This is a genomic window from Streptomyces sp. CA-142005, from assembly GCF_050942335.1.
In the GTDB taxonomy this organism is placed as follows: Bacteria; Actinomycetota; Actinomycetes; order Streptomycetales; family Streptomycetaceae; genus Streptomyces.
Window position 1 is genome coordinate 6875216 of sequence record NZ_CP192078.1, and the last position, 11796, is coordinate 6887011.

At 72.2% G+C, this 11796-nt stretch carries 9 protein-coding genes; 7 read left to right on the plus strand and 2 right to left on the minus strand.

Annotated features, from left to right (window positions below; genetic code table 11):
* Positions 1–13: 13 nt before the first annotated feature.
* Positions 14–3295, minus strand: coding sequence for a tetratricopeptide repeat protein (locus ACQPXS_RS32165; RefSeq protein ID WP_433452811.1), 3282 nt, complete (start codon positions 3293–3295; stop codon positions 14–16).
* A complete protein-coding gene (locus ACQPXS_RS32170) occupies positions 3292–5121 on the minus strand; it encodes an HSP90 family protein (protein WP_433452813.1) in 1830 nt (609 codons plus the stop codon). Before ACQPXS_RS32170 ends, ACQPXS_RS32165 begins: the two co-directional genes overlap by 4 nt.
* A 162-nt stretch (positions 5122–5283) precedes the next feature.
* Between ACQPXS_RS32170 and recG the strand changes: the two genes are divergently transcribed.
* The 7 genes from recG to rnc all read left to right on the plus strand — a co-directional run bounded on the left by recG (position 5284) and on the right by rnc (position 11758).
* Positions 5284–7512 (plus strand): ATP-dependent DNA helicase RecG, encoded by a 2229-nt coding sequence (gene recG / locus ACQPXS_RS32175; RefSeq protein WP_433452814.1) that lies wholly within the window; start codon positions 5284–5286, stop codon positions 7510–7512.
* A 123-nt stretch (positions 7513–7635) separates the two neighbouring features.
* Positions 7636–8223: a 16S rRNA (guanine(966)-N(2))-methyltransferase RsmD gene (rsmD, locus tag ACQPXS_RS32180; RefSeq protein ID WP_433452817.1), complete on the plus strand. Its 588-nt coding sequence runs from the start codon at positions 7636–7638 to the stop codon at positions 8221–8223.
* A gap of 26 nt (positions 8224–8249) precedes the next feature.
* Positions 8250–8729 carry a pantetheine-phosphate adenylyltransferase gene (gene coaD / locus ACQPXS_RS32185; protein WP_356306117.1) on the plus strand — a complete coding sequence of 160 codons (480 nt, stop codon included), beginning with the start codon at positions 8250–8252 and terminating at the stop codon, positions 8727–8729.
* Positions 8730–8786: 57 nt separating this feature from the next.
* Positions 8787–9860, plus strand: coding sequence for an ATP synthase F0 subunit B (locus ACQPXS_RS32190; RefSeq protein ID WP_433452819.1), 1074 nt, complete (start codon positions 8787–8789; stop codon positions 9858–9860).
* A 160-nt stretch (positions 9861–10020) separates the two neighbouring features.
* Positions 10021–10665: a YceD family protein gene (locus ACQPXS_RS32195; protein ID WP_351807204.1), complete on the plus strand. Its 645-nt coding sequence runs from the start codon at positions 10021–10023 to the stop codon at positions 10663–10665.
* A 2-nt stretch (positions 10666–10667) separates the two neighbouring features.
* Positions 10668–10841: a 50S ribosomal protein L32 gene (rpmF, locus tag ACQPXS_RS32200; protein ID WP_003951102.1), complete on the plus strand. Its 174-nt coding sequence runs from the start codon at positions 10668–10670 to the stop codon at positions 10839–10841.
* A gap of 8 nt (positions 10842–10849) precedes the next feature.
* The gene (gene rnc, locus ACQPXS_RS32205) at positions 10850–11758 is read left to right on the plus strand and encodes a ribonuclease III (protein ID WP_433452821.1); all 909 of its coding nucleotides are present in this window, start codon (positions 10850–10852) and stop codon (positions 11756–11758) included.
* The last annotated feature ends 38 nt before the right edge of the window (positions 11759–11796 follow it).

Below are 11796 nucleotides of genomic sequence, written 5' to 3' on the forward strand. Positions count from 1 at the left end.
GCACGCGCGGGACTCACCGTTCCGGATCGAGCAGCCGGCCGGCCTCCACCCGCCGCGCGCGGACGGTCTCGTCCCCGTCGTCGGCGTCGTCGTAGGCCGCGAGTACGGCACGCGCACGTGCCGCCGCCGAGGCGGGCCGGCCGAGGTCCGCCTCCAGCCATCCGGCGGCGAGTTGGGCACCGGTACGCTCGTGCAGCCCGTCCATGCCCAGCGTGCCGAACAGCGTGGCCGCCCGGTCCAGCTGGACCAGCGCCGCCTCGAACACGGCCTGGATCACACGGTCTTCGGCCTCTTCGGCGGGCTCGGCCCCCTCGGTCGCCGAGCGGGCCAGCAGGTCGCCGAACTGCCGGTGCGTCTGGGCGAGTTCGGCCGTGAGCTGTTCGCGGGACACCGGGTCGGCCGCGGCCTCGCGTGCCCGTTCGCACGTGCGCACCGCCTCCGCCATCAGCTCCTGGGCGCCCTCGGCTGCGCCGTCCACGCCCAGCGCCAGCCAGCCGCGGGCGCGCAGCGAGCGGACGAGGAAGGCCGGGTTGCCCAGCGCCCGCCACAGCTCGCCCGCACGCGCGTAGGCCTGATCGGCCTCCTCCAGCAGACCGGCCTTGCTCAGGGACTCGGCGGCGAGGTGGGCGAGCGTGGCGTGGTCCTGCTGCTCGGGCCAGTGCCGGGCGATCTCGGCCGCCCGCAGCCGGTGTCCGGCGGCCGCACGGTGGTCGCCCAGCTCGCTCAGGCAGTCACCGAGCCACCACTGCGCCTGTACGACGGTCCCGTCCCCGTGCGTCCCGGCGGACAGGTCGGCCAGCGCCGACTCCAGCACCTCGGCGGCCTCCGCCCAGCGGCCCTGGCGCAGCAGCAGCCCGCCCAGCGCATGTCGCGCCCAGGCGCCCAGCGTGCCGCTCTCGCCCGCCTCGTCGGCCCAGTGCGCGGCCTCCAGCGCGTGCCCGGCGGCCTCGACGACCTCGCCCCGGGCACCGACGATCTCGGCGAGCTGCAGATGCAGCTGCGCCCGCCCGACCGGCTCCACGTACGGCCCGCCGTGCTCCAGCGCGGCCCGCAGCGCCCACTCGGCCCCGGCCGGGTCACCGGCCTGGTGCGCCAGTGCGGCGACCTGCACCTCGTACTCCACGGCGAACCACGGCAGCCCGGCGCTCACGTAGGCGTCGGCCGCCCGCCGGAACAGCTCCGCGGCCCTCTCGGCGTCCCCGCGCAGCCCGGCCAGCTCGGCGAGCATGGCCCGCGCCTCCGCGGCCCGCGCGGCCAGCCGCACATCCCCGCCGGTCCGCCCGCCCACGAGCGCCAGCACCTCACGCACGGCCTGCTCGGCCTGCGCGAACGCATCCGGCCCCCGCCCGGACACCGACCCGTCGAAGCCCACCCCGCCCGGCACCGGCCCCTCGCTCAACGGCCGGCCCGCGACCGACGCGTCGGGGACCGGCCCGCCCGGCACGGCGTCGCTGGGCGTGAGGTTGCCAGCGTCCGGTCGGTCTGGTTCCGGGACTTCGGGTCTTGGCCGGGGCGTGGCCAGAGCGTCGGGGACTGGCCCGTTCGTTACGGCGTCCCGCGGCGCGAGATTGCCCGCGTCCGGCCCGGCCGGTTCCGGGACTTCGGGTCCTGGCTCGTCCGCGGTCGCCGACGTGTCGGGGACCGGTCTGTCGGTCGGCGTGCCCTCGGGTGCGGGACCGTCCGGCGTCGGGACCTCCAGCACCGGCGCCCCCTGATGTACCCGCCGCATCAGAACGCGTGCCCGGCTCGTCACCACCGACGCCGTCTGCCGCAGTCCGGTGGCCTCCTCGGCGTACAGCGCGAGGGCCTCGTCGTACAGGGCGGTGACCGTCTCCAGGGCCGCGTCCACCTCGCCCGTCAGGGCGCGGACGTAGGCTCCACGCGCGCGTGCCGCGAGGGCCTCGCCGGGGTCGCCCGCCTCCGCGTACAGGGCCGCCGCCTGCTCGAACAGCTCGATGCCCTCGGGGCCGAGGGCCATCGCCTCGTGGTCGGCGAGCTCCGCGCGGTCGCGCAGCTCCAGCTCCGTACCGTGCGCGGCCCGCCGGACCGCCGCCCAGGCCTCCAGGGCATGCGGCTGCAGGGTGTCCGACAGCCGCCGTGCCTCGGCGAGCAGGGCCGTCAGATCGGGCTCGCCGTCCACCTCGGTCGGCGGGGGCGCGGCCACCGCGCCCGGCGCGGGGCGCACCGTGCGCACGCCCAGCGGCAGGCGGTCCACCAGTGGCCGCTGGTCCATACGCCCGCGTGCCCGGTCGCCGACGCGGGAGGTGCCGTTGCGCCGGTCGAACCGCCCGGCCAGCTCCAGTGTCTCCACGCGCGCGTGGGCGGCGAGTTCCCGCGCCGTCCAGGTCCGCCCGGCCGGCCCCGGCACCCGCTGTCCGGCGAGCCCCAGCTCGGTCAGCCGGTCCATCAGCAGCGTCACCACGGCCATGAAGTCCAGCCGGCTGCGCGGATGTCCGGTGTCCGTGAAGTAGGCGGGCCGCTCGGCGAGCAGCTCCAGAGCGCGTGCCTCGTTCCCGGTCAGCGCGCAGAACTCCACATGGTCGGCGTACGCGCCGCGCATCGACTCCATGGGCCGTACGAGCCGGAAACCGCGCAGATGGTTGGCGCGGGCCTCGTCGAGCCGGCCCAGGCGCAGCAGCGGGACCAGCGAGGAGGCCAGCACGGTGTGCGGTTCGTGCGCGCAGGCGAACTCGCCCTCCAGCACCGGCCGCCACAGCCGGAGCGCCTCCTCGTCCCGCCCGCGCTCGACCTGCCAGAAGCCCTGCCCGTGCAGCTCGCAGGCGTGACAGTCGGCCATCTCGTCGCGGTCCGCGGCGAGCCAGGCCGCGTACGCCCGCTCCGCGCGCGCCAGGTCACCGACATGCGCGGCCACACCGAACTCGGCGCTGCGCACGGCCCGTTCGGAGTGCCCGGCGAGCCGGTAGCGGTGCTCCATCTCGCCGAGCCACTTCTCGATCGAGGCGAGCGGGACGTGCGGCTGGTCCAGCATGCCCGCCGACATCCACTTGAAGACCCAGTGCAGCGAGTGCGCCTCGTACGCGTCGAAGTCCTCGGGCCGTTCGTCCCACATGCGCAGCAGCCGCGCGAACGGGACGAACATCTTGTCGTTCTCGGAGCTGTAGTTGTAGACCCTCAGCTGGTGCCCGAGCGCCTCGATGACGGCCAGCGGGATGCCGAGGCCCTCCGCCGCGGCCAGCAGCCGCTCCGCGCGCGCGTTGCGGGCCGGACCCTCCGGCTGCTCGGAGTTCTCCGCCATCGCCCGGCGCAGCGCGTCGAGGTCCGCGATCTCACTCATCGCCCCTCACCCTCCCCGTGGGTCGCCCACTCCAGCAGGCCGATGAACGCCCGGTTGAGCAGCGCAGAGTCGGCCGGCCTGAGCGGGCGCTGCGCCATCAGCAGGGCCTGCCCGTACAGCGACTCGCTGGCGGTGCCGATCAGTTCCGGGTCCTTCAGCGAACCGATGTGCCGCACCAGCGGGTTGAGATGGTTGAGTACCAGACGCGCGCGTGGTGCGCTGCCGCGCAGCGAGCCGAGGATGCCCGCCCACAGGTCGCCGGCCTGCTCCTCGGCCGCCGCGCGGGCCTGCTCGTGCCGCGCGGAACGGTCGTCCAGGTGCAGCGCGGGCACGGACAGGGGGTGGAAGGCCCGCAGGACCACGTCACAGCCCAGCGGGTCCAGCTTCGCCCGCGCCGCCGTCAGGAAGCCGGACAGGGCGAGCTCCTCGCCCGGGTCGACCGCGTCCAGGTGCGCGGTCACGGTGTCCGCGTCCAGCTCGGCGACCACCGTCCCCGGCCGCACCGACGGCAGCGCCTCGACCAGGTCGCCGTCGTACGTGTAGCCGCCGTTGACCACCCCGACGCCCTGCGCGGAGGCGATCGGCGCGACCTGCCGGTATTCCTCCACGGTCCGCGTGAAGTGCACCACCGGGTGCCGCTGCGCGAACTCCTCCAGGGACAGCTGCCCGTCGGTCGTCTCGAACGGCAGCCAGGGCAGCATCGTGCGCAGCATCTCGCGGTCGTGCCGGGCGAGGGACTTCACTCCCAGGTGGTGCACGGCGAGAAACGCCGTCAGCCGTTCGGGGTCACCGGCCGCGAGGCCCGTGAGCCACGAGCGGATCCTCTCCCCGAGCGCCTCCCGCACCGCGGCCAGCGTCTCGTCCTCGTACAGCGACTCCCGCGAGGCGGTCGGCCGCAGACTCTCGGCGTCCAGCACACAGCGCACGAAGAACGCCCAGTCGGGCAGCAGCTGTTCGGCCCGCTCGGTCAGCAGCATGCCCTTCAGATGCACCCGGTGGGTCGCCCGCTGGGCGGGGCTGACGGCCGCCGGCAGCACGTACGCCACCCCGCGGATCCCGGCCGGCGGCAGGGCCAGGTCGATCGAGTCCAGCGGCGTGAACCCGAACAGCTCGTGACAGTGCCGGGCCAGTGCCACCCTTCTGCTCGAAGGGCTCGGATACGGCCGGTCCCAGGGCGCGGGCAGATCGGTGACCGGCTCCTCTCCCACCCGGACGTCGTACGGCAGCAGCGCGCCGAAGTCCCGGGCCAGGGTCAGGACACGCTCCGGCGCCAGCCACTCGGCCGCCCCGGGGCGCGCGGTCAGGTGGACGGTCGTGCCGGGCTCGGGCCGCGCGGAGCCGGGCAGGCTGCGCACGGTGTACGAGCCGTCGTCGCGCGCCGTCCACTCCACCGGCGGCGCGCCGGGGGTACGGGCGCTGCGGCTGACCACCCGGATCCGCTCGGCGACCACGAAACAGGCGAGCAGACCGATGCCGAACTGGCCGAGGAAGTCCGAACGGGCCTCCTGCAGGCCCTCGGCCCGCTTGGAGCTGCGCCCGATGGTGGCGAGCAGACTGTGCACGTCCGACTCGGTGAGCCCGACGCCGGTGTCCTCCACCCGCAGGCCCCCGCCCTCGGCGTACAGCCGCACCCGGGCCGGGGCGCCGGGCTCCTCGTCCCGCCGTGCCGTGATGGCGTCGACGGCGTTCTGCAGCAGCTCACGCAGATAGACCTTGGGGCTGGAATAGAGGTGATGGGAGAGCAGGTCCACCAGACCGCGCAGGTCGACCTGGAACGTACGGGGTGAGAGGGAACCTTGGGATGGCTGTGAGCTCTGGTAGTCCATCGTCGCGGCGCCGGAGGGGGAGCATCGGCGCGGGGTCGGGCGGTCCCGGGTGGGGCGGTGACCGCGAAGGATGGCCGGAGCGCGCCATCCTAGAGCCCGAACAGCCCGTCCGACCAGGTCCTTCCCAGGACGTATACGGCATTGTCAGTGCCGTGGTGTGCAATGGATCTCGTGCCCGCACTGCAAGAACCACTGAAGCAGCCACTGAAGTCGGTGCTCGGCCCCGCCACCGCGAAGGTGATGGCCGAGCACCTCGGCCTGCACACCGTCGGCGACCTCCTCCACCACTACCCGCGCAGATACGAGGAGCGCGGCCAGCTCACCCAACTCGCCGAGCTCCCCATGGACGAGCACGTCACGGTGGTGGCCCAGGTCGCCGACGCGCGTCTGCACACCTTCGCCTCCGCCAAGGCCCCCCGCGGCAAGGGCCAGCGCCTGGAGGTCACGATCACCGACGGCAGTGGCCGGCTCCAGCTGGTCTTCTTCGGCAACGGCGTCCACAAGCCCCACAAGGAGCTGCTGCCCGGCACCCGCGCGATGTTCGCCGGCAAGGTCTCGGTCTTCAACCGCCGCCTCCAACTCGCCCATCCTGCCTACGAGTTGCTGCGCGGCGACAGCGAGGAAACGGTGGAGAGCTGGGCCGGCGCCCTGATCCCCATCTACCCGGCCACCGCCAAACTGGAGTCCTGGAAGATCGGCAAGGCGGTTCAGACGGTGCTGCCCACCGCCCAGGAGGCGCTGGACCCGCTTCCCGCCTCCCTCCGCGAGGGTCGTGGCCTGGTCCCGCTCCCCGAGGCCCTCCTCAAGATCCACCGCCCGCACACCAAGGCGGACATCGCCGACGCCCGCGCCCGCCTGAAGTGGGACGAGGCCTTCGTCCTCCAGGTCGCCCTGGCCCGCCGCCGCCACGCGGACACCCAGCTCCCGGCCGTCCCCCGCCGACCCGAGCCCGACGGTCTCCTCACGGCCTTCGACGACCGCCTGCCCTTCACCCTCACCGAGGGCCAGCAGAAGGTCTCCAAGGAGATCTTCGACGACCTCGCCACGGAACACCCGATGCACCGGCTGCTGCAAGGAGAGGTCGGCTCGGGAAAGACGCTGGTGGCCCTGCGCGCCATGCTCGCCGTGGTCGACGCGGGCGGTCAGGCGGCCATGCTCGCGCCCACCGAGGTCCTCGCCCAGCAGCATCACCGGTCGATCACCGAGATGATGGGTGAGCTGGCCGAGGGCGGCATGCTGGGCGGCGCCGAGCACGCCACCAAGGTCGTCCTGCTCACCGGCTCCATGGGCGCCGCCGCCCGCCGCCAGGCCCTGCTCGACCTGGTCACCGGCGAGGCCGGCATCGTCATCGGCACACACGCCCTGATCGAGGACAAGGTCCAGTTCCACGACCTCGGCCTGGTCGTCGTCGACGAGCAGCACCGCTTCGGCGTCGAGCAGCGCGACGCCCTGCGCGGCAAGGGCAAGCAGCCCCCGCACCTGCTGGTCATGACGGCCACCCCGATCCCGCGTACGGTCGCCATGACGGTCTTCGGCGACCTGGAGACGTCCGTTCTCGACCAGCTCCCCGCCGGCCGCTCCCCGATCGCCAGCCATGTCGTCCCGGCCGCCGACAAGCCCCACTTCCTCGCCCGCGCCTGGGAGCGGGTCCGCGAGGAGGTGGCGAACGGCCACCAGGCCTACGTCGTCTGCCCCCGCATCGGCGACGACATCGACGAGGCGGCCGATGCCAAGAAGGCCGGCCAGAAGAAGTCCCCCGAGGACGAGGCGGAGAAGCGCCCGCCGCTCGCGGTCGTGGACATCGCCGACCAGCTGGGCCGCGGGCCCTTGCAGGGCCTGAAGGTGGAGGTCCTCCACGGCCGTATGAACCCGGACGACAAGGACGCGGTGATGCGCCGCTTCGCGGCCGGCGAGACTGACGTCCTGGTCGCCACCACGGTCATCGAGGTCGGTGTGAACGTCCCCAACGCCACGGTGATGGTCATCATGGACGCCGACCGCTTCGGCGTCTCCCAGCTCCACCAGCTCCGCGGCCGCGTCGGCCGGGGCTCCGCTCCCGGCCTGTGCCTCCTGGTCACCGAGATGCCCGAGGCCAGCGCGGCCCGCCAGCGGCTGAACGCCGTCGCCTCCACCCTCGACGGCTTCGAGCTCTCCCGCATCGACCTCGAACAGCGCCGCGAGGGCGACGTCCTCGGCCAGGCCCAGTCCGGCGCCCGCTCCTCCCTGCGCGTCCTCGCGGTCATCGAGGACGAGGAGGTCATCGCGGAGGCGAGGCAGGAGGCGACGGCGGTGGTGGCTGCGGATCCCGAGCTGGAGAGCCTTCCGGGCCTGCGTACGGCTTTGGACGCCCTCTTGGACGAGGAGAGGGAGCAGTACCTCGAAAAGGGCTGAGGTGCAGCGCCCCGAAAGGGGCGCGGGGCTGCGTCGATTGCGGCTGCGCCGCGCGGGCGCGAGCAACCACGACGAACCTGCTGCCAAACTGAATCCGTAACCACCCCCGAACAAGGACCGAAGATGACTCGCGTGATCGCCGGCCGGGCAGGCGGACGGCGCCTCTCAGTACCGCCCGGCACCGGAACCCGGCCGACTTCGGACCGCGCACGCGAGGGCCTCTTCTCCACCTGGCAGTCCCTCCTCGGCGGCCCCCTCGACGGCGAACGGGTCCTCGACCTCTACGCCGGCTCGGGCGCTGTGGGCCTGGAAGCCCTCTCCCGGGGCGCGAGCCACACCCTCCTCGTCGAAGCCGACGCTCGCGCAGCGAGAATCGTGCGCGAAAACGTGAAGAACCTGGGCCTTCCCGGCGCCGAAGTCCGAGCGGGCAAAGCGGAACAGATCATCAAGGGCCCGGCCCCGGATGAGCCGTACGACCTGGTCTTCCTCGACCCTCCGTACGTGGTCACAGATCACGATCTTCGCGAGATCCTGCTCACACTCCACTCGGAAGGCTGGCTCGCTGAGCAAGCGCTCGTCACCGTGGAGCGCAGCACCAGAGGCGGCGCATTCCAGTGGCCGGACGGCTTCGAGGCGATCCGGTCCCGTCGCTACGGCGAGGGAACGTTTTGGTACGGTCGCGCCGCCTCTACGTGCGAAGACGCACGATGACCGGACCGGAGAGCGAGGGATCACAAGTGCGCCGAGCCGTCTGTCCCGGGTCGTTCGACCCGATCACCAACGGACATCTCGACATCATCGCCCGTGCCTCCCGTCTCTACGACGAGGTCTACGTCGCGGTGATGATCAACAAGGCCAAGAAGGGCCTGTTCGAGATCGACGAACGGATCGAGCTGATCCGCGAGGTCACCGCCGACTATGCCAACGTCCGGGTCGAGGCCTTCCACGGCCTCCTCGTCGACTTCTGCAAGCAGCGCGACATCCCCGCCATCGTCAAGGGCCTGCGCGCCGTCAGCGACTTCGACTACGAGCTGCAGATGGCCCAGATGAACAACGGCCTCACCGGCGTCGAAACGCTGTTCGTGCCCACCAACCCCACCTACAGCTTCCTCTCCTCCTCGCTGGTCAAGGAGGTCGCGGCCTGGGGCGGTGACGTCTCCCACCTGGTGCCCGCACCCGTGCTGGAGGCACTGAACAAGCGCCTGCGCAAGGACTGATGGGGCTACAGTCGTCCCGTCCGTCTTCAACCCGGCTGTAGAGAGTGGCGAGCACAGGTGGACGTGCAGAAGAAGCTCGACGAGATCGTCTCCACGGTCTCCGGCGCCCGGTCCATGCCCATGTCGGCGTCGTGCGTGGTCAACCGCGCCGAGCTGCTCGCGATGCTCGAAGAGGTGCGCCAGGCGCTGCCCGGCTCCCTCGCGCAGGCGCAGGAGCTGATCGGCGACCGTGAGCAGATGGTCGAGCAGGCCCGCCTGGAGGCCGAGCGGATCATCTCCAACGCGCACGCCGAGCGCGGCTCGCTGATCTCCGACACCGAGATCGCCCGCCGCTCCCAGGCGGAGGCCGACCGGATCCTCGCCGAGGCCCGCAAGGAGGCCGAGGAGATCCGCGCCGAGGCCGACGACTACGTCGACTCCAAGCTCGCCAACTTCGAGGTCGTCCTCACCAAGACCCTCGGCTCGGTCGGCCGCGGCCGGGAGAAGCTCCTCGGCACCGGCCCGGGCCTGGACGAGAACGGCTACGAGGACGAGGACGCCCCCGAGCGCAGCCACGACCCGGAGACCCTGCGGCACAACGCCGACCAATACGTCGACGTCAAGCTGGGCGCCTTCGAGGCGGTACTCGCCAAGACCCTGGAGGCCGTCGGCCGCGGCCGGCAGAAGCTGCACGGCCGGATCGCCACGGACGACCTCGGCGCCCTCGCCGACGACACCACGACCTTCCAGCACTCCAGCGACGCCGACTACCTCGCCGACCTGGCCGCGCTCGCCGACCAGGACGCCTCGGCCGAGCGCCCGGCCCAGCCCGAGCAGCAGCCGCAGCAGCAGCCGTCGTACGAGCCGCAGCCGGCGTACGCGTACGACCAGCAGCAGCCGGACCCCTACGGCGGCTTCCCGCAGCAGCCCGCCTACGGCCAGCAGGACCCGTACGGCTACCAGCAGGCCGACCCCTATGCCTACCAGGGCTATGACCAGCAGCAGGCCGCCTACGACCCCCAGCAGGCCCATCAGCAACAGCAGCCCCAGCACCAGCAGCAGGGCTACGCTCTCGACGAGACCAGCCTCTTCGACACGAGCATGATCAGCGCGGAGCAGCTGAGGGCGTACGAGCAGGGCCGGGGCCTGTAGCGAGCGGAAGGCCGCCGCGCGACCGCCCGCCGACCTCCGGATTGGGCCCTGAGCGAAAGGTCCAGTATCCTGGCTCTTCGGTCGCGCGTACGTCCGCGATCTCCGCTGCCCGCGATACCGAGGGGCGGCGGCCCTCCGAGTTCGAAGATCGAAAGCAGGAATGGCTCCCAACGCCCGCCTCGACCACCGCAACCCCCTCGTGTTCGACACGCACGAGCTGGGTCGGCGTCCTGGCGCGCTGCAGCGCCTGACCCGCACGATCGACGCTCCCGCCGATCTCGGCATCCAGGGGGTCATCGGAGTGCCGGAAGGCGCCCCGGTGGAGCTCGAACTCCGCCTCGAGTCGGTCATGGAAGGTGTGCTCGTCACAGGCACCGCCCGTGCACAGGCCGAGGGGGAGTGCGTAAGGTGTCTGGAGCCGGTCGGGCTGGAGCTCGAAGCGGACTTCCAGGAACTGTTCTCGTACCCTGACGCCGACGACCGGGGCCGTGTGATCGCGGAACCGGGCGACGACGCCGAGGACGACGAGGACAGGTTCTTCCTCGAGGACGGACTGTTCGACCTCGAACCTCTGCTGCGCGATGCGGTGGTGCTCGCACTGCCGATGCAGCCGGTGTGCCGGGAGGACTGCCCGGGCCTGTGCTCCGAGTGCGGAGCGCGGCTCGCGGACGACCCGGACCACCACCACGACGCCGTCGACATCCGTTGGGCGGCTTTGCAGGGACTCGCCGGTTCACTCGAAGACGGCGAGAAGGACGAGATGAGCGGCGCCGAAGCGGGCGTCGACGAGAAGCAGGAGAAGTAGCCGTGGCTGTTCCGAAGCGGAAGATGTCGCGCAGCAACACGCGCCACCGCCGGTCGCAGTGGAAGGCTGCGGTCCCCACCCTGGTTGCGTGCGAGCGCTGCCACGAGCCCAAGCAGCAGCACATCGCGTGCCCGTCTTGCGGCACCTACAACAAGCGCCAGGTCCTCGAAGTCTGAGCGGGCTGGTGAGAGGCACTGTGTCCAGTCCCAAGAAGGCGGAAGACGCCAAGGCGGACGCACCCGCCAGGAAGAAGGCGGACAACCAGGCCTCGTCCCACACGCTTCTGGAAGGGCGGCTCGGCTACAAGGTCGAGTCCGCCCTTCTGGTGCGCGCGCTGACCCACCGTTCGTACGCGTACGAGAACGGCGGTCTGCCGACGAACGAGCGGTTGGAGTTCCTCGGTGACTCCGTCCTCGGCCTCGTCGTCACGGACACGCTGTACCGAACCCACCCCGACCTGCCCGAGGGCCAGCTGGCCAAGCTGCGGGCCGCGGTGGTCAACTCGCGTGCGCTGGCGGAGGTCGGGCGCGGCCTCGACCTGGGTTCCTTCATCCGGCTCGGCCGCGGTGAAGAGGGCACGGGCGGCCGGGACAAGGCGTCCATTCTCGCCGACACCCTGGAAGCGGTGATCGGCGCGGTCTATCTCGATCAGGGCCTCGACTCGGCGTCCGAGCTGGTGCACCGGCTCTTCGACCCGCTGATCGAGAAGTCCTCGAACCTCGGTGCCGGCCTGGACTGGAAGACCAGTCTCCAGGAGCTCACCGCGACCGAAGGCCTCGGCGTGCCCGAGTACCTGGTCACGGAGACCGGTCCGGACCACGAGAAGACCTTCACTGCTGCCGCCCGCGTCGGAGGCGTCTCGTACGGCACCGGCACCGGCCGCAGCAAGAAGGAGGCGGAGCAGCAGGCCGCCGAGTCCGCCTGGCGGTCCATCCGGGCCGCGGCGGACGAGCGCGCCAAGGCGGCCAGGGAAGCGGCCGCCGCGGACGCCGAGGCGGTCAGGGCGGCCAAGGAAGCGGCCGCCAAGGACGGCGACCCGGCAACCGGGGAAACCGGCGCCAAGGACGGCGACCCGTCGTCCGCTCCCGCCTGATCCACAGCAGTACCGAGCGCCCGCCCCGCCGTTCCCGA